Source organism: uncultured Novosphingobium sp. (genome assembly GCF_964277725.1).
Taxonomy (GTDB): Bacteria; Pseudomonadota; Alphaproteobacteria; order Sphingomonadales; family Sphingomonadaceae; genus Novosphingobium; species Novosphingobium fluoreni.
Genome location: NZ_CAXYKL010000141.1, coordinates 1 through 16,714, shown reverse-complemented (window position 1 = coordinate 16,714; position 16,714 = coordinate 1). Strand labels below are relative to the sequence as shown.

18 protein-coding genes and 3 tRNA genes are annotated in these 16,714 nt (G+C 63.4%); 13 read left to right on the top strand and 8 right to left on the bottom strand.

Annotated elements, in window-relative coordinates; all coding sequences use genetic code 11:
- From ACHWRX_RS08380 to efp, 6 genes are all read right to left on the bottom strand, one after another.
- A partial coding sequence (locus tag ACHWRX_RS08380) for a TIGR03013 family XrtA/PEP-CTERM system glycosyltransferase (protein WP_394658850.1) occupies positions 1 to 1,223 on the bottom strand: 1,223 nt, incomplete at its 3' end.
- A 198-nt stretch (positions 1,224 to 1,421) separates the two neighbouring features.
- Positions 1,422 to 1,505 (bottom strand) — tRNA-Leu (locus tag ACHWRX_RS08375).
- A 52-nt stretch (positions 1,506 to 1,557) separates the two neighbouring features.
- The gene (locus tag ACHWRX_RS08370) at positions 1,558 to 1,875 is read right to left on the bottom strand and encodes a hypothetical protein (RefSeq protein ID WP_394658849.1); all 318 of its coding nucleotides are present in this window, start codon (positions 1,873 to 1,875) and stop codon (positions 1,558 to 1,560) included.
- A gap of 76 nt (positions 1,876 to 1,951) precedes the next feature.
- Positions 1,952 to 2,770 (bottom strand): inositol monophosphatase family protein, encoded by an 819-nt coding sequence (locus ACHWRX_RS08365; RefSeq protein WP_058735347.1) that lies wholly within the window; start codon positions 2,768 to 2,770, stop codon positions 1,952 to 1,954.
- Positions 2,771 to 2,825: 55 nt separating this feature from the next.
- Positions 2,826 to 3,269 (bottom strand): hypothetical protein, encoded by a 444-nt coding sequence (locus ACHWRX_RS08360; RefSeq protein WP_394658848.1) that lies wholly within the window; start codon positions 3,267 to 3,269, stop codon positions 2,826 to 2,828.
- A complete protein-coding gene (gene efp, locus ACHWRX_RS08355; protein ID WP_058735349.1) occupies positions 3,269 to 3,832 on the bottom strand; it encodes an elongation factor P in 564 nt (187 codons plus the stop codon). The genes ACHWRX_RS08360 and efp overlap by 1 nt, the downstream gene beginning before the upstream one ends.
- Before the next feature lie 124 nt (positions 3,833 to 3,956).
- Here efp and ACHWRX_RS08350 point away from each other — a divergent pair, with 124 nt between their 5' ends.
- The 6 genes from ACHWRX_RS08350 (at position 3,957) to aroQ (ending at position 8,648) form a co-directional block, all read left to right on the top strand.
- Positions 3,957 to 4,334 carry a hypothetical protein gene (locus tag ACHWRX_RS08350; RefSeq protein WP_394658847.1) on the top strand — a complete coding sequence of 126 codons (378 nt, stop codon included), beginning with the start codon at positions 3,957 to 3,959 and terminating at the stop codon, positions 4,332 to 4,334.
- 139 nt (positions 4,335 to 4,473) lie between these two features.
- Positions 4,474 to 5,517, top strand: coding sequence for an ABC transporter substrate-binding protein (locus ACHWRX_RS08345; protein WP_394658846.1), 1,044 nt, complete (start codon positions 4,474 to 4,476; stop codon positions 5,515 to 5,517).
- A gap of 117 nt (positions 5,518 to 5,634) precedes the next feature.
- A complete protein-coding gene (locus ACHWRX_RS08340; protein WP_394658845.1) occupies positions 5,635 to 6,849 on the top strand; it encodes an argininosuccinate synthase in 1,215 nt (404 codons plus the stop codon).
- A 194-nt stretch (positions 6,850 to 7,043) separates the two neighbouring features.
- Positions 7,044 to 7,535 carry a septal ring lytic transglycosylase RlpA family protein gene (locus ACHWRX_RS08335; RefSeq protein ID WP_394658844.1) on the top strand — a complete coding sequence of 164 codons (492 nt, stop codon included), beginning with the start codon at positions 7,044 to 7,046 and terminating at the stop codon, positions 7,533 to 7,535.
- Positions 7,536 to 7,765: 230 nt separating this feature from the next.
- On the top strand, positions 7,766 to 8,128 hold the full coding sequence (locus ACHWRX_RS08330) for a 3TM-type holin (RefSeq protein ID WP_394658843.1): 363 nt from the start codon (positions 7,766 to 7,768) through the stop codon (positions 8,126 to 8,128).
- An 82-nt stretch (positions 8,129 to 8,210) separates the two neighbouring features.
- Complete coding sequence (gene aroQ, locus ACHWRX_RS08325) at positions 8,211 to 8,648, top strand: type II 3-dehydroquinate dehydratase (RefSeq protein WP_394658842.1); 438 nt, start codon at positions 8,211 to 8,213, stop codon at positions 8,646 to 8,648.
- A 256-nt stretch (positions 8,649 to 8,904) separates the two neighbouring features.
- Here the strand turns inward: aroQ and ACHWRX_RS08320 are convergent, their stop codons facing one another.
- A complete protein-coding gene (locus ACHWRX_RS08320) occupies positions 8,905 to 9,375 on the bottom strand; it encodes an Lrp/AsnC family transcriptional regulator (RefSeq protein WP_058735505.1) in 471 nt (156 codons plus the stop codon).
- Positions 9,376 to 9,612: 237 nt separating this feature from the next.
- On the opposite strand from ACHWRX_RS08320, the gene ACHWRX_RS08315 reads away from it, so the two are divergent.
- From ACHWRX_RS08315 to ACHWRX_RS08300, 4 genes are all read left to right on the top strand, one after another.
- Positions 9,613 to 11,280: a sensor histidine kinase gene (locus tag ACHWRX_RS08315; RefSeq protein ID WP_394658841.1), complete on the top strand. Its 1,668-nt coding sequence runs from the start codon at positions 9,613 to 9,615 to the stop codon at positions 11,278 to 11,280.
- A 76-nt stretch (positions 11,281 to 11,356) separates the two neighbouring features.
- Positions 11,357 to 12,361, top strand: coding sequence for a polysaccharide deacetylase family protein (locus ACHWRX_RS08310; RefSeq protein WP_394658840.1), 1,005 nt, complete (start codon positions 11,357 to 11,359; stop codon positions 12,359 to 12,361).
- An 83-nt stretch (positions 12,362 to 12,444) separates the two neighbouring features.
- A tRNA-Ile gene (locus ACHWRX_RS08305) sits at positions 12,445 to 12,520 on the top strand.
- Between the two features lie 30 nt (positions 12,521 to 12,550).
- Positions 12,551 to 12,627 (top strand) — tRNA-Pro (locus ACHWRX_RS08300).
- 137 nt (positions 12,628 to 12,764) lie between these two features.
- Here the strand turns inward: ACHWRX_RS08300 and ACHWRX_RS08295 are convergent.
- The gene (locus tag ACHWRX_RS08295; protein WP_394658839.1) at positions 12,765 to 14,867 is read right to left on the bottom strand and encodes a malate synthase G; all 2,103 of its coding nucleotides are present in this window, start codon (positions 14,865 to 14,867) and stop codon (positions 12,765 to 12,767) included.
- Positions 14,868 to 14,945: 78 nt separating this feature from the next.
- Here ACHWRX_RS08295 and ACHWRX_RS08290 point away from each other — a divergent pair, with 78 nt between their 5' ends.
- From ACHWRX_RS08290 to ACHWRX_RS08280, 3 genes are all read left to right on the top strand, one after another.
- Complete coding sequence (locus ACHWRX_RS08290; protein ID WP_394658838.1) at positions 14,946 to 15,866, top strand: LysR family transcriptional regulator; 921 nt, start codon at positions 14,946 to 14,948, stop codon at positions 15,864 to 15,866.
- 122 nt (positions 15,867 to 15,988) lie between these two features.
- The gene (locus ACHWRX_RS08285; protein WP_058735356.1) at positions 15,989 to 16,258 is read left to right on the top strand and encodes a DUF2171 domain-containing protein; all 270 of its coding nucleotides are present in this window, start codon (positions 15,989 to 15,991) and stop codon (positions 16,256 to 16,258) included.
- Positions 16,259 to 16,274: 16 nt separating this feature from the next.
- Positions 16,275 to 16,714 (top strand): YbhB/YbcL family Raf kinase inhibitor-like protein (locus ACHWRX_RS08280; protein ID WP_394658837.1); only part of this gene is annotated, 440 nt, incomplete at its 3' end.

Here is a 16,714-nt window from a genome sequence, read left to right as displayed (position 1 = left end):
GTGATCCCCGGCTTCACCATGTGCCGCTCCGCGTAATAGCGCAGCTGCTCTTCAAGATCGGCGACGAATTCGGGCCGTTCGGGGCGCGGGCCGACGAAGCTCATCTCGCCTTTCAGCACCGTCCAGGTCTGCGGCAATTCATCGATCCGGACCTTGCGGATGAAGTTGCCGATGCGGGTGACGCGCGGGTCGTCCTTGGAGGCCCATTTCGCGCCGTCCGCCTCGGCATCGGTCCGCATGGAGCGCAGCTTGATTACATCGAAGCCTTGGCCAAACAGGCCCACCCGGCGCTGGCGATAAAAAGCCGGGCCCTTGCTATCAAGCTTCACCAGGATGGCGAAAACCAGGATGATCGGGGCGGTGAGCAGCAGCAGCAGCAAGCTCGCCCCGATATCGAACAAGCGCTTGGCGACGCTGGAAATCATCCGGCCCGAGGAAAATCCGTCGGAAAAGATGAGCCAACTGGGGCTGACGGTGTCGAGATCGACGCGCCCGGTCTCTCGCTCCAGGAAGCTTGAGAATTCGTTGACGTGGACGCCGGCGGTCTTGATTCGCAACAGGTCTTTCAGCGGCAAGGCGTTGCGGCGTTCTTCCAGCGCCAGCACCACTTCGCTGACGCCAAGGTTCTCCACGAATCGCGTCAGGTTGTGGATGGCAGAGCGGGGGATCGCTTCCTCGATCGCGGGGGCAGCCTCGCTCATGCCGATATAGCCGACGATGCTGAAGCCGCTCTCGGGACGCTCCCCCAGATCGCGCAGACGCTGTGCCCGGGCACCTGCCCCCAGCACCAGCACTCGGCGGCGGAACGCGGACGTGCCCAGAAAGCCGCCCAGGACCAAGCGATCGGCGATGAGCAGGCAGAATGCGATCGCCATGGAGTATGCCAGGGTCGAGCGCCAGAAGGTCTGCCCGCCGATCAGGAAGTCCAGGAACGACAAGGCGATCACGCCCAGCGAGATCGCCACCAGCAGGCGTGCCGCTGCAAATCGCATCGATCGCAAGGCGTCGGGGCCATAGACGCCCACTGCGATCATGGCCGTCACGATCATCGCCGCGAAGCCCGTATGTGCCCATGCCCGATCGGTTATGAACCCCGTGCTGATGCCGATCTGATCCGCGCGAAGCCTCCAGGACAGCTCGTTGGCGGCGACCAGCATGACCAGATCGACCAGCCACAGCAGAACCACCGCGTGGGGGATATAGTGTTTGAACAAACGGATCATCGGTAAGGATCGATCTTCCGGGCCCGGAATAGGACTGGGAAGCTTACCTAGGGGGAAGGCGTAAAATGTCGGTTACTTTGACACCGAATACATTTCAGGACGCGGAAATTTAGCTGAAGTGACAAGCTGGCTTTACAGCAGTGCCGCGAATGGCGGTGGCAGGCACAGACAGCGTCAGGGCCGCGTTGCTACAAAGGATGGTGCCCCTGGCCCGACTCGAACGGGCACGTCTTTCGACAATCGATTTTGAGTCGATCGCGTCTACCATTCCACCACAGGGGCAAGCCTGAGCGAAACGTCGCTTAGCGCCGCTTTGCGTTCGGTTCAAGCAGTCTCAGAAATTCCAGTCGACGCCGACGTGAACCAGCCTGGGCCTGCCTTTGCGACCGCCGCCGAATGCGCCCAGTTCCAGCGACGGGCCGCCCTCGATCGGGTTGTAGCTGATCTGCGGCCGAATCTTTTCATCGCGAAAACGGGCGGTGTCCCGTACGCTCAGCCGGAAGTCACGATCATCGCTTCGACGCGATAGCGTATTGGCGAGGTCGAAATCCCCGGAAAGCGTGGCGGAGGAACGCGCGGCAGCCTCGCTTTCCGACACGGCAAAGCTGGCGAAGGTGGCAAGACTGAAAAACGTGGCAAGCTGAGAGATCATGACTGCACCGAACGACGAAAGGGCCGTTCTGTTTCAGTCCGATCCGGATGACCTCATGATGACACGACGAACCGAATTAGTCTTTCAGACTAGCTGCCAACAACTTATGGAGGCGCGAATGAAGCGCGTCGTTCCCGGCCAGCACTTCGGCGTCGCAGATCGGCGCGGAGCGGCCTCGGAAATCCGAAACGAAGCCACCGGCCTCGCGCACCAGTAGGCATCCCGCCGCGCTATCCCAGGGCTTGAGCCCCTGCTCCCAGAACCCTTCGTAACGACCGGCAGCCACCCAGGCGAGGTCCAGCGCGGCAGAGCCGAAGCGGCGGATACCCGCCACCTGCGGCCCGATCGCGCCATAGATGCGCACCCATTGCGCCATGTCGCCATGGCCCGCGAACGGCATGCCGGTGGCGATCAATGCCTCGTCGAGATGGCGGCGGCCCGAAACACGCAGGCGGCGGTCATGCAGCCACGCGCCACGGGTCTTTTCAGCCCAGAACGTCTCGTCCGTGATCGGCTGATAGATCACCCCGGCGGTGACATCCCCCCAGCCCTGGCCGTCGAGCCGCCGTTCCTGCGCCGCGATCGATACCGCAAAGTGCGGGATACCGTGGAGAAAGTTGCTTGTGCCATCCAGCGGATCGACGATGAAGCGCGGCTTGTCGGGATCGCCCTCGATCTCGCCGCCCTCCTCCATCAGGAAGCCCCAGTCCGGCCGGGCCGCCCGCAGTTCGTCCCAGATCGTCCGTTCGGCTGCAAGGTCCGCTTTGGACACGAAATCGGCCGGCCCCTTGCGAGAGGCCTGAAGGTGTTCGACTTCGCCGAAGTCACGGCGCAGACGTTGCCCCGCCTTGCGAGCGGCCTTTTCCATGACGCGAATGAGACCGGAGAGGGCCATGCTGTTCCTTGACTATCTGGTACGATGGGAGCGGCTGTCGAACAGCCGCCCCGGATCAGCGCCCGGTGGCGGGCGCGTTGGACTTCGCGGCGGGAGCCGCAGGCGCGGTCGACTGCGGTGCGGCCTGGCCGGCAGCAGCCTCTGGCTGATAACCGCACACGGCGAGCATCGCGCTCAACACCTGGCTGGGGTTGTCCCGGCTGACCTTGCCCGGATTATCCACGATCAGCTTGTCGACCGAATCGGTCAGCTTCGACAGCGAGTTGTTATAGATGCAGCCGACCAGAGCGCCCTTCACGGGTTGCTCCAGCTTGTCGGACTGCAGCGCGCTGATGAAGACGCGCAGGTACATCAAAGCATGCTGCTGGGTTTCGCCCATCTGCGGAGCACCCGCGGCCGGAGCGGCTGCTGGCGCAGTGGCCGTCTTGGCCTTGGGGGCGGCCAGCACCGGGGTGGCGGTCAGCGCCGCAACGGCGGCGAGAACTGGAATAAAGCGCATCAATCTGCCTTTCGCACGTAAGCCTTCTCGTACACGTCGACGACGATCCGGGTCCCGCTTTCGATATGGGGAGGCACCATCACGCGCACGCCGTTGTCAAGAACGGCCGGCTTGTAGCTGGACGAAGCTGTCTGTCCCTTGACCACAGCATCGGCCTCCACGATCGTCGCTTCGACCTGTTCGGGCAACTGGACCGAGATGGGGCGTTCTTCCCACAGTTCGAGCAGAACCTGCATGCCATCCTGCAGGAAGGCCGCGGCATCGCCCAGAAGGTCGGCGGGAAGGTTGATCTGCTCGTAGCTCTCGGTGTCCATGAACACCAGGTCATCACCCTCGGCATAGAGGAACTGGAAGTCCTTGGTATCGAGGCGCACCTTCTCGACCGTGTCGGCGCTGCGGAAGCGGACATTGGTCTTGCGGCCATCGATCAGGTTCTTCATCTCGACCTGCATGAACGCGCCGCCCTTGCCGGGCTGCGTGTGCTGCGTTTTGGCAACCTTCCAGATGCCCTTCTCGTACTCAAGGATATTGCCGGGACGAATGTCGACGCCGCTGATCTTCATGGGATGAGCCTTACGCTGGAAAGAGCCATGCTGCCAAAGAGCACTATCACGGAAAAAGAGCGGGGCCCTTAGCGCCTGCGCGCGCTTGTGGCAATTCCCTGCCGAGGCTGCTAGCGTGCCAGCCATGCGACGTATCCTCCCTGCCCTCCTGGCCACGCCACTGCTGATCGCGGCGGCCCCTGCCCCGACGCCCGTCCCCGGCGGACTGATCGGCACGCTGGACCAAGGGCGCTACACCTGCGAACTGCCAGGAGACGCCAGCGGCCCAATTCGCGTTGCCGCGAAGGAGTTCGACTTTTCCGTGGTCCACGGCTCCAGCTATCGCGACCAGAACCGGCAACGTGGCAGCTACTTGAAGACCGGGGACCTGGTGCAGATGACTGGAGGCCCACTCAAGGGCTTGAAGTTGCGCATGATCTCCGATGGCTTCCTGCGGCGGATCGAACCCAACGGCCTGAATGGCGAGATGCGGTGCGTGTTGGGTACGCCCGGGAACAGCTGACCGGCACGCCGCTGGAAACCCCGGCGCGGACTTAACATATTTTGTGATGCCGCCCTAGCCGGTGCAGCTTTCACCATGGCCGTTCATTACCCATCCGGACGTGGCCGCAATCAGGCGGACAACTGCGTGGGAGATGCGGATGCCGGCGACAGTGCGCGTGGGTGTGCTGAACGACATGGCGGATTCAGGTCCCGGCTCAGAGGCCATGATGGACTGGATCGAGCGTGAGGTCGCCATCCTTCGCGACCGTGGCCTTATCCCTACCCCCGTCGAATTCGCCCACGCCTATGGTCTCGGCCTGCCGTCCGGCACGGCAGAGGCGATCGAAAACGCCTATCACGAGCTTGTCCAACAGGATGTCGTGCTCGTGGTTGGCCCCGCCGTCAGCGACAATGCTCTAATCGTCGCGCCGCTCGCTGAGCGGGCTCGGCTTCCGACGCTACACTGGTCTGGGGCGGAGCGGGCGCGGGGGCGGTACACCTTCCAACTGCAGGGCGGCAGCCATGAGGAAGAGCCTCTGGTGATCGCTCGGCATCTAGCCGGGCTTGGTTCTGGGCGGGTGGCGGTAGTGCATGACGGTTCGCCCGTCGGCATGCGACTGCTGACCACCCTTGTGGCTGAAGCCTCTATGCTGGGCCTGGAGATCTTGGCCCGGGAAGCGTTGGCGGGGCCTGGTGAGGCGGAGCAGGTAGTCGCGCGCCTCATGGCTGCCGCGCCCGACGGCGTGGTGTTTCTGGGCGTGGGAGCGTCCGTTGAGCCTCTCGCCCAGGAGTTGCGGCATGTTAAGTGGGAAGGCCAGAGAATCACCAATAGCGCCGGGATGGCCAAGCTTGGCGGTACTGATGCAAACGCCGCTGATGGCTGGTCCTACGTCGCCATGCATTCGGAAGCGAACGAGACGTTCCGCCGACTTTGCGCTGATGCCGGACCGCAAATCACAACCGCCTCGCTTTGCGCGCGCGGGCACGATCTTGGTCGCCTGGTGGCGCAGGGCATCGCCCGTGCCCCGGACATCAGCCGCGAAGGGCTGCGCCTTGGGCTTGAGCAAGTGAAGTGGCTCCCCGCTGCACAAGGCGAAGAAGGCACCCTGCTAGGCTTCGGCAACCAGGATCGCGGCGCGCTTCACGGGCGCTACCTGGTGATTCGCCAGTGGCAGGATGGCGAAAACCGCAGCATCGGATAGGCCCGCCGCCGCACCACGCGGTTTTTACGGCCAATTGGCATGTCTGAATGTTTGCACCCGCGAAGCGACGCTGATACCGGCCCTCGCGTCAAAATCCTTGCGCGGAGCGATGCCACAATGTCCGAGATCAAGAAGGTCGTCCTCGCCTATTCCGGCGGCCTCGACACCAGCGTCATCCTCAAGTGGCTGCAAGTGACCTATGGCTGCGATGTGGTGACGTTCACCGCCGATCTGGGCCAGGGCGAGGAACTGGAGCCGGCTCGGGCCAAAGCCAAGCTGCTCGGCATCCCCGACCAGAACATCTATATCGATGACTTGCGCGAGGAGTTCGTGCGCGATTTCGTTTTCCCGATGATGCGCGCAAACGCGCGTTACGAGGGCGATTATCTGCTCGGCACCTCGATCGCGCGTCCGCTGATTTCGAAGCGATTGATCGAGATCGCGCGAGAGACCGGGGCCGACGCGATCGCCCACGGCGCGACCGGCAAGGGCAACGATCAGGTCCGCTTCGAATTGTCCGCCTATGCACTCGATCCCGGAATCAAGGTGATCGCTCCTTGGCGTGAGTGGGACCTGACCAGCCGTACCGCCCTGATCGCCTGGGCCGAACAGCACCAGGTGCCGGTCCCCAAGGACAAGCGCGGCGAAAGCCCCTTCTCCACCGACGCCAACCTTTTGCATACTTCGTCCGAAGGCAAGGTGCTGGAAGACCCGTGGGTCGAGACACCGGACTATGTCTATTCGCGCACCGTCGATCCCGAGCAGGCACCGGATGCGCCCGAGTACATTACCATCGATTTCGAGCGGGGCGACGGCATTGCCTTGAATGGCGAGGCGATGAGCCCCGCTACGCTGCTGACGGCGTTGAACGAGCTAGGCCGCAAGCACGGGATCGGTCGTCTCGATCTGGTGGAGAATCGCTTCGTCGGCATGAAGAGCCGCGGCATGTACGAGACGCCGGGCGGCGAGATTTATGCTCGGGCCCATCGCGGGATCGAGCAGATCACGCTCGATCGCGGCGCGGCTCATCTCAAGGATGAGCTGATGCCCAAGTATGCCGAGCTGATCTACAACGGCTTCTGGTTCGCGCCCGAGCGCGAGATGCTGCAGGCCGCGATCGATCATTCGCAGGAACGGGTGAACGGCACCGTCCGCTTGAAGCTGTACAAGGGCATGGCCTCGGTCGTCGGGCGCAAATCGCCGGACAGCCTCTACTCCGAACGCCACGTCACCTTTGAGGATGACGCAGGTGCCTATGATCAGAAGGACGCGGCCGGCTTCATCAAGCTGAACGCACTTCGCCTGCGTCTGCTGGCCCAGCGGGATCACTGATCGCCGTAAGTTTCTGAACAATATCTTACCAGCCCGGGTCAAACCGTTCGTCGAACACGGTGACTTGTGGCTGGGGGAGTCCCAATCTCCAGTTTCAGCCTGTACCCACCATCTCGCATCTGCGGGATGGAGTGGGGACACACATGACAGCATTTACGAAGCCGGTTCGCGCGCGATTATCGCTCGCGCCGTTGATGGCATTAGCTGCGACCGTGGCGATGCCGGTGACGGGTTTGGTGCTGATCGCGGGCGGGGCAACGCCGGCGTTCGCGGGTGAGGTCAGTGCCGCAGCCGTACCGTTCACTGCCATTGCAGCACCTTCCGCCCTAGTTAGCGAAACGTCTAACCCAGTGATCCAGGCGCTGCCGAAGTACGAAACGCCAAAGTATGAGACCATCGCATCCGGCATGGCGAGTTACTACGGTCGTGAACTCGCAGGAAATCGCACCGCCAGTGGAGAACGCTTCAACCCGGCAGATTTAACTGCGGCACATCGCACGCTACCCTTGGGCAGCAAAGTCCGCGTTACCAATCCCCGCACCGGAGATTCTGTAATCGTCCGAATCAATGATCGCGGCCCCTTTCACGGCAACCGCTTGATCGATTTATCCGAAGCTGCTGCCCGCGAAGTCGGGATCCGCGCGGCTGGCAGCGGCAAAGTTGAGCTGGCTGTCGAAGCTGATTGATCTTCCGATCTACCCGTTCGCTTTCCCTGATATTGTTGGAAGGCCGATGCAGAGGGGGGGGTGGGGGACATTGCACCGGCCTTCATCACGATCAACGTGAAACCGCGCAAAACCGTTCCTGAAGTTCGACAAAACTTTTGTAACGAACTGTATTCAAGCTGAGCCGAAAAACTTCAGTTTCCTACACGTACCGATACGGTTACATCTGAGGTCTGCCAGGAGCGATCTCGATGTCCGTTCTTCTCCGTCTCATTCTCACCATGTTTAGCCGTATGGTCGGTCGCATGCCGACCAGCGCCGCACCTTTGCGGAGTCAGGCGGTACTAGACACCGCTGTTCGTCCACCACCGCTAGATATTTGGACTCAGCGCGCCCGGCCGATGTTTCTCTACGTGATGTATGCCGTGATTCTATGGTCCCTGCCGATGGGCGTGATCGCGGCTTTCAGTCCCAGCGTGGCAAGCGCGATGACGAAGGGCATGACCGACTATCTGGCGCGCCTTCCCGAGCCGCTCTACGCTCTCTTCGCGGCCGGATATCTCGGCTACGCAGGGTTGCGTCAGTGGGGCAAGGTGAAGGGAACCGACCGCTAGACATCTCCTCCCGCCTTGCGCCGGAAACACCGTCCGCTATGCAAGACGCAGTTTCCGAATGATCGAGGGGTGGGCCTGAGCCATGTCTGACAAGCTGGTGCTGGTGCTTAACGGCCCTAACCTCAATCTCCTCGGCAAGCGTGAGCCGGGCATCTATGGCTCCGCGACCTTGGCCGATATCGAAGCGTCCTTGCAGCAACGCGGCCAGGACCTGGGCATCACCGTCGAACTGCGCCAGTCCAACCATGAAGGCGCCCTTGTGGACGGCTTGCACGAGGCGCAGAAGCGCGGCGCGGCGGCTGTCATCCTGAATGCGGGGGCTTACACCCATACCTCCATCGCCCTGCTGGATGCGGTCCGGGCGATCACGGTGCCGGTCATCGAGGTTCACTTATCCAACCCCCATGCGCGTGAGGCATTTCGCCACACATCATGGATTGCGCCTGCCGCCAAAGGCACCATCGCCGGTTTCGGTGCGGATAGCTACCTGCTGGCACTGGAGGCCGCGGCGCGGCTGTAGCGCCGGTCTTTAGCCAACCATTTCGTCCCGTGGCGCCTCACACGGCGGGGCGGCGAGCGCGTTTCATCGCAATCCCATGGATCGTTACGCCGCTCGCCAGCAACGGTGTGTCTGTGGCGAGGTCAGAACTTGTCCGATTAACCTCGCTCGTAAACCGCATTGCAAGGGCAGGCAGGAGCAAAAGGGTCGCGATGGCGAACCAGACGAATCGACCGCGGTTGGCCGCTGTTGGCGGATTGAACGGCGCCCCAGGGGATCAGGGCTGTTCCAGCGGGACGCCAGGCACGCTTTTCGCCGTGCGGATCGTCAGCGATGTCTTCACGCTGTCCACGTTGGGCGCCGGTGTCAGCTTGGAAGTCAGGAACTCCTGGAAGCTCTGCAAGTCGCGGCTAACGATCTTCAGAATGAAATCGATTTCGCCGTTCAGCATGTGGCACTCGCGCACTTCGGGCAGCCCGCGCATATGATCTTCGAACGCCCGCAGCGCCTCTTCGGCCTGGCTCTTCAAGCTGACGAGCGCGAAGACGGTGATGGTGAAGCCCAACCGGGAAGCGTCGAGATCGGCGTGGTATCCTTGGATCACACCCGCCTCTTCCAGGCTGCGAACGCGGCGCAGGCAAGGTGGAGCGGTAAGCCCGACCCGGTGAGCCAACTCGACGTTGGTGATTCGCCCCTCGTTCTGGAGCTCGATGAGGAGGCGGCGGTCGATATCGTCGAGGCTGATCATGGACATCCGTGGCATCTGGCAAGGCCGGCGCCCCTAAACAACCCGAAATTTCCGGGCAGCGATGCGGCGCAGGAAGAAATATTATTGTTTCCTAGCGCAATTGTCCCGCTTTGCAACGGGTCAGCCTCACCGCTTTGCCTGCCGCATGAAGTTGCTACGGAAGAACCCCACCCGGATATTCCCGAGGGGGGCCGATCACGCCGCGGCGGCCATTCCCGCGCACCTCGCGGAGGCGGGATGCATTTCGACGATCGCCTTGCCACCGTCCTGGCGATTCCGCTGACCGGGCCCGCAATCGCGCGCATTCAATATCGCCAACTTCTCGACTTGCTGAGCCAGCCGCTTGATCTCCTGGGCACCGGCCCCACGGTGGATGCCGCGATGGTGCGACTGGGCGAACTCTCCAGCCAGATCCCGGCGGCAGAACGTGAAGCGATCCTGCGCGAACCGACGATGCGCCTTTCCAACCCCGATCTTCTATCGCGATTGGCGGCGGAGGAACCGGGCGTTGCCAGCGCCAGCTTTGCTGCCTCCGATCTGAGCGATGCCGAGTGGCTGGAGCTGATTCCCGCCCTCCCCATCCGGGCGCGGGGCATGTTGCGCCATCGCCGCGATTTCAGCCCCGCCGTGGCGGCGCTGCTGGACCGCTTGGGCATCGCCGACCGGGGCCTCGCCGATTCATCCGCCTCGCAAAGCATACCCGAGCGTGAGCGCCTGGGCCGCCCCGAGCTTTCGGTTATCGAAGGCGGTGTGGCCCCTGCCCCCGCGCCTCCTGCTGAAGAGGCCGGGATTGGTGCGATCGTGCGCAAGATACAGGCGTTCCGCAACGCGCGCGCACCCGCCGAAGCGGCAGAGCAACAGGATCACCCCGCCCGCCGCACGCCGGCCCGGCACGCCCTGCCTCTAAGTCTGGACTTCACCACCGATGCCGATGGTCGGATCGACTGGGTGGATAACGCCATGGCGCCGGCATTGATAGGCACGAGCCTGCTCTCCCTACAAGGCAAGACCGCGCCGCATCTGACGGCCGCGGTACGGCATCGTCATCCAATTCGCGATCAGGACGTCACGCTGGATGGTGCGCCGGAGCTGAAAGGTCGCTGGAGACTGGACGCCCTGCCCCGCTTCGAAGGGGCGCAGGGTCGCTTCATGGGCTATGCCGGGCGTCTGCGCCGGGACCGTCGCGACGCGTCGTCTGCTCGCGCGAGCGACCCCGCCGATCGGATGCGGCAGGTGCTTCACGAACTGCGCACGCCGGCCAATGCCATCCAGATCTCGGCCGAGATCATCCAACAGCAGCTTTACGGTCCCGCGCCGCATGAATACCGCGCCCTGGCCGCCGCGATCGCCGGAGATACCGCGCAGATCCTCGCCGGGTTCGAGGAACTGGATCGCTTGGTCAGGCTGGAAACCGGGGTTCTGCGCTTGGCGGCAGGCGAGTGTGACCTTGCACGCCTCGTGGCTGAAACCGTAAACCGCCTGCAGGCCTGGACCGGGCAACGCGGCACGCATATTCGTCTGGGGGCCTCGGACGAAAACGCCATGACGCGTCTCGATAGCGAGGAGGCGGAGCGACTGGTGTGGCGTTTACTGGCATCGCTGGTGGGCGCTGCGGCGCAGGGTGAGACATTAAACGTCACAATCCAGTCCGCCGCGATCGATGTGGCGATGATCATCGATCTGCCGCCCGCTCTGGTTCAGCGCCTCGATGAGGCGGACAGCAACGGCCATCCCCTTGAAGTCGCTCGATCCCTGTCCTCGGGCATGTTCGGCCTTGGTTTCACCTTGCGCTTGGCTGCGGCCGAAGCGAGTGCGGCCGGCGGCTTGCTGGAGCGGCGGGGGGCATGTTTCCGGCTGATCCTTCCGCGCTTGACGCCTGCTGCGGCGCGCCATACGCACCTTTGATTGCCGTTCGTGCGCAGGCCGGATGCGGGGCGGCATCGGTGATCGATCCGGTAACGCACCAAGCAGGGGGAATGGCGTGCCGCAGGTGAACCTCCTGGAGCGACCATCCCCGCCAGACTATGTCCAGTTCGCGCCAGGCTTCGGCCAGCGCTTTCTGGTGACGGTCGATACCGAAGAAGAGTTCGATTGGACGGGGCCGATCCGCCGGGAAGGCCACACCCTGCACTCAGTGCCTGCAATGGCGACATTCCAAGCGCTGTGTGAAAGCCACGGCGTGGTGCCGGTGTATCTGGTCGATTATCCGATCGCGACCTCGCCCGCTGCGTTCGAAGCGATCGGTGATGCGGTTGCTCATGGCCGCGCCGAAGTGGGCGTGCAGTTGCACCCCTGGGTCAGTCCGCCCTTTGATGAGCATGTGACCGAGTACAACAGCTACGCCGGTAATCTTCCCTTCGAATTGGAACGGCAGAAATTCCGCACTTTGCGTGATACGATCGAGCACGCATTCGGCAGGGCGCCACTGATCTATCGGGCAGGCCGCTATGGGCTTGGTACGCGAACGGCTGAAATCCTCGCCGAGAATGGCCTGACGATCGATACCTCGGTCCGGGCGCGCTTCGATTACAGCGGCAAGGGCGGTCCCAATTACCGCGACCACCCGGTGCGCCCGTACTGGATCGACCGGAGCCGTAATCTGCTGGAATTGCCGCTGACAACGGTGTTCTGGGGCCCGCTGCGGCAACTAGGCGGCGCGATCTATCCCTACATGTGGCGCGCACCCTCTGCGCGGGGGATGCTCTCGCGCGCCAGACTGCTTGAGCGAATCCCGCTGACGCCCGAGGGCGTGACGGCGGACGAAGCGGTGCGCGGCATCGATATCGCCGTGGACGAAGGGCTGCCCGTGCTGGTTCTGTCTTTCCACAGCCCATCACTCGCGCCCGGCTTCACCCCTTATGTGCGCGACGAGGCGGATTTGGCCCGCCTTTACGACTGGTGGCGGACGATTTTCGCGCATCTGGCCCGGCGAAACGTCCAGCCGACGAGCGTTGCGGATATCATGGCGAGCGTTGCCCTTGCCTAGTCTCGCCATGCAAGCTAACGGGCGTGAGCCGGAGCGGTCCTGACCGCATCGGCGCCGGTGGGCATCGTTCACGCAGCGGCACCGGGCCTGTAGCTCAGCGGTTAGAGCTGGCCGCTCATAACGGCTAGGTCGCGGGTTCGAATCCTGCCGGGCCCACCACTGCTGGCGTTTTCGCCTGCAAAATAGCGTCGGGGAGTGGCGCAGTCTGGTAGCGCGCTTGCTTTGGGAGCAAGATGTCGCAGGTTCGAATCCTGTCTCCCCGACCACTATTTCCTCTACATCTCTGGCATGACTGGTGGCTCCATCCGGGCCTGCGCTTCACGCATCGCGTCGTCAGCGCATAGAAAAAGCCCGCAGCGGTTAGTCCGCCACGGGCTTTCTTGTTTCAGATCGGTTTTTACGTTCAGGCGGCGGCTTTAACCTTCTGGCGGAACGCGTGAAGCAGCGGTTCGGTGTAGCCGCTGGGCTGTTGGACGCCTTCGAACACCAGCGCGCGTGCCGCCTGGAAGGCAAGGCTGCCTTCGGGGTTCGAGGCCATCGGCTGGTACAGCGCATCGCCGGCGTTCTGAGCGTCCACCTTTGCGGCCATCCGCAGCAGGGCTTCGTCAACTTGCTCTGGCGTGACGATGCCGTGCAGCATCCAGTTGGCCAGATGCTGGCTGGAGATGCGCAAGGTGGCGCGGTCTTCCATCAGGCCTACGTCGTTGATGTCCGGCACCTTCGAGCAGCCGACGCCCTGATCGACCCAACGTACCACGTAGCCCAGGATGCCTTGGGCGTTGTTGTCGATCTCCTGCCGCACTTCCTCGGCCGACCAATTGTGGCCGGTGGCGACCGGGATCGTCAGCAGCGCATCCAGCGAGGCGACGCCTTCGCTCTTGCGCTCTTCCTGGCGGCCGAACACGTCGACCTTGTGATAGTGAGTGGCGTGCAGCGTGGCGGCGGTGGGAGACGGTACCCAGGCGGTGTTCGCGCCGGTCTTGGGATGGCCGATCTTCTGCGCCAGCATGTCGCCCATGCGATCGGGCATCGCCCACATGCCCTTGCCGATCTGTGATTTGCCCGAGAGGCCGCAGGCGAGGCCGATCTGCACGTTGCGATCCTCGTAGGCCTGGATCCAGGCGCTCGTCTTCATATCGCCCTTGCGCAACATCGGGCCCGCCCGCATCGATGTGTGCATCTCGTCGCCGGTGCGATCGAGGAAGCCCGTGTTGATGAACATGATGCGGTCCTTCACCGCGTGGATGCAGGCGGCCAGGTTGGCGCTGGTGCGGCGCTCCTCGTCCATCACGCCGATCTTGATCGTGTGGCGCTCCAGCCCGAGCATATCCTCCACCGCATCGAACAAGTCATTGGCGAAGCCGCATTCCTCAGGCCCGTGCATCTTGGGCTTGACGATGTAGATCGAGCCGGTGCGGCTGTTGCGGATCGGGCCGTCGCTCTTAAGATCATGGATGGCGATCATGCTGCTGAACACGCCGTCCAGGATGCCTTCGGGCGCTTCCGAGCCGTCCGGAAGCAGGACGGCGGGATTGGTCATCAGGTGGCCGACATTGCGCACCAACAGCAGCGAGCGTCCGGGCAACGTCAGCGTGCCGCCATCGGGGGCGGTGTATGTGCGATCGGGGTTGAGTCGCCGCGTCATCATCGCGCCGCCCTTCTCGAAGCTGTCTTCCAGGTTGCCCTGCATCAGCCCGAGCCAGTTGCTGTAGGCCAGGACCTTGTCCTCCGCATCGACGGCTGCGACCGAATCCTCAAAATCGCAAATCGTGGTCAGCGCCGCTTCCATCATCACGTCGGCCATGCCGGCAGGATCGGTCTTGCCGATCGGATGAGCGCGATCGATCACCACTTCGATGTGCAGGCCATTGTGCTTGAGCAGCCAGTTATCACCCGCGCGACCCACGAGTTGCGCAGGGTTCTGCAGCGCAAGATCGCCGCCCTGCCACTCGGCCCAGCTGCCGCTGGCGAGCGGAGCCGCCTCATCCAGGAAGGACTTGGCCCAGGCAATCACCTGATCACCGCGCGCCGCGTCATAACCCTTGCCCGCCGGGCTGCCGGGGATCGCATCCGTGCCATAAAGCGCATCGTAGAGGCTGCCCCAGCGCGCGTTGGCGGCGTTGAGCAGGAAGCGCGCGTTGAGCACGGGCACGACCAACTGCGGCCCCGCCAGCGCGGCGATCTCCTGGTCGACGTTATTCGGCTGGACCGAGAACGGTGCCGGCTCCGGCACCAGATAGCCCAGGTCGGTCAGGAACGCCTTGTACTCTGCGGCATCGATAGGCTTGCCGGCGCGGTCCTTGTGCCATCCATCGATCGCGGTCTGCAGATCGTCGCGCTTGGCCAGCAGCTGGCGATTGCGGGGGACAAAGCGGGCCAGGATATCCGCTAGGCCAGCCCAGAACGCCTCGCCCGCGATCTGGGTGCCGGGAAGCGCGCGGGCCTCTACGAATTCAACGAGTTCCGGCGCAATCTTCAGGCCGGCACGATCGATATAGGCGCTCACGGGCGTCTCCTTCCAAAATTTGCCCGGCCTATAGCCGAGCGCCGCGCCGCTTAGTAGAAGGAAAGAATTCAACACAGATTGTCGCTGCGGTTAACAATGTTCGATCCTGACTACGACCTATTCCTCCAGATCGTGGAAGCCGGCTCGATCTCGGCCACGGCGCGGGCGCGCGGGATTACTACGGCCGCGCTGAGCAAACGACTGGTGCGGCTGGAGGAACGGCTGGGCGTGCGCCTGCTTCACCGTACCACGCGCCGCCTGGCGCTGACCCCGGCGGGCAAGGAACTGCACGACACGCTGCTGCCGCTGCGCGCTTCGCTCCAGGCGGCGGAAGAGCGTGTCGCGGGGCGGCGAACCCGGATCAGTGGCCCGCTACGGCTTTCCGCGCCCACCTCGTTCGGGCGAATGCATGTTGTCCCCGCCCTGCCCGCCTTCCTGGCGCAATACCCCGAGGTGGAGCTTGCGATCGATCTGACCGACGAGTTCGTGGACTTGATCGGCGGCCGCTATGATCTGGCGGTGCGCATCGGCGCGCGGCTGGGATCCGGGCTCGTCGGCGAGCGGCTGGGCACCAGCCACAGGGTGTTCTGCGCCGCGCCTTCATACCTCTCGGCCTTCGGAGAACCGCAGGCACTGTCTGAACTTGAAAGGCACCACTTGCTCGCCACCGATCGCCAATTGCCATGGCAGCTGGACGGGCCGGACGGCACGGTGACGCATCAGGGCCACAGCTATATCCGCACCAATTCCAGCGAAGTGGTCAGCGATCTGGCTCTGCGCGGCTGCGGGATCGCTCTGCGGTCCTTGTGGGACGTGGGCGAAGCACTGGAAACCGGGGCGTTGCGCCGGGTGCTACCCCAGTATCGCGGCTCGCAAGACGTAGGCATCTTCGCGGTCCATGCCTCTTCGTCCGTGGTTCCGGCCCGTGTGCAGGCTTTGATCGGACATTTATCCCAGTCGCTTCAAGCCTCTGCAAGAGTATCGATGCCTAGGGATTGATAGCAACGCCCAGACGCCCGGTGGCTGAGTATGCCGATGCGGCGAACGGTTCATCGACCATGCAGCCATGCTTCGCTGCCAGACGTTATCGGCTGTATTCACACCAATCGCAGGAGAAGCTCATGGTGGATTTCAGCCAGATCAAGGAACACATGGAAGTCATCGGCGCGGACGGCGTACACGTCGGCACGGTGGACAAGGTGGAGGGCCAGCGCATCAAGCTGACCAAGTCGGACAGTGGCGCCGGCGTGCACGAAGGCCACCATCACTTTATCTCGGAAGGTCTGGTTGCCGGGATCGAGGGTGACAAGGTCCGCCTTTCCGCCAATGCCGATGTCGCGCTGACGTTCGAGGAAGAGGAAGGCGGCTCGTCGACTTCCGACGGGCAGTAAAGGCTGGATCGAGGCGATGCTGGAACATATCCCCCACTGGCTCGGCGCGATGCTCACCAATGTGCGCGCCGGCCACGCCAAGCTGGTCATCGTGCAGGATGGCATCGTCACCAATGGAGAGCGGCTCGACTTGTCGAGCCCCGCTTTCCCAGACGGCGGACGGTTGCCCGAGCGTTTCACCGCTGATGGCAGTGGCGTTTCGCCGCCATTGGTTTGGGGGGACGTGCCGATGGGTACATCCAGCATCGCCCTGATCGTAGAGGACCCGGACGCGCCGACACCCAATCCCCTCGTCCACGCTGTGGTCTGGAATATCCCGCCAGAAGAGCGCCGCCTGGGCGAAGGGATGATTGCCAAGGACGGCGATGGCGGTGCGGATGGCAGAGATGTCGGCAAGAACAGCTACCTTTCCGAAGGCTGGCTGCCGCCCGACCCGCCCACCGGACACGGCAATCA

Coding starts and splice junctions, on each gene's coding strand:
- ACHWRX_RS08335 (WP_394658844.1), top strand. CDS start 7,044: ATGGCATTAGCTGCGACCGTGGCGATGCCGGTGACGGGTTTGGTGCTG.
- ACHWRX_RS08340 (WP_394658845.1), top strand. CDS start 5,635: ATGTCCGAGATCAAGAAGGTCGTCCTCGCCTATTCCGGCGGCCTCGAC.
- ACHWRX_RS08350 (WP_394658847.1), top strand. CDS start 3,957: ATGCGACGTATCCTCCCTGCCCTCCTGGCCACGCCACTGCTGATCGCG.
- ACHWRX_RS08360 (WP_394658848.1), bottom strand. CDS start 3,269: ATGCGCTTTATTCCAGTTCTCGCCGCCGTTGCGGCGCTGACCGCCACC.
- aroQ (WP_394658842.1), top strand. CDS start 8,211: ATGTCTGACAAGCTGGTGCTGGTGCTTAACGGCCCTAACCTCAATCTC.
- ACHWRX_RS08345 (WP_394658846.1), top strand. CDS start 4,474: ATGCCGGCGACAGTGCGCGTGGGTGTGCTGAACGACATGGCGGATTCA.
- ACHWRX_RS08285 (WP_058735356.1), top strand. CDS start 15,989: ATGGTGGATTTCAGCCAGATCAAGGAACACATGGAAGTCATCGGCGCG.
- ACHWRX_RS08365 (WP_058735347.1), bottom strand. CDS start 2,770: ATGGCCCTCTCCGGTCTCATTCGCGTCATGGAAAAGGCCGCTCGCAAG.
- ACHWRX_RS08320 (WP_058735505.1), bottom strand. CDS start 9,375: ATGATCAGCCTCGACGATATCGACCGCCGCCTCCTCATCGAGCTCCAG.
- ACHWRX_RS08330 (WP_394658843.1), top strand. CDS start 7,766: ATGTCCGTTCTTCTCCGTCTCATTCTCACCATGTTTAGCCGTATGGTC.
- ACHWRX_RS08370 (WP_394658849.1), bottom strand. CDS start 1,875: ATGATCTCTCAGCTTGCCACGTTTTTCAGTCTTGCCACCTTCGCCAGC.
- efp (WP_058735349.1), bottom strand. CDS start 3,832: ATGAAGATCAGCGGCGTCGACATTCGTCCCGGCAATATCCTTGAGTAC.
- ACHWRX_RS08315 (WP_394658841.1), top strand. CDS start 9,613: ATGCATTTCGACGATCGCCTTGCCACCGTCCTGGCGATTCCGCTGACC.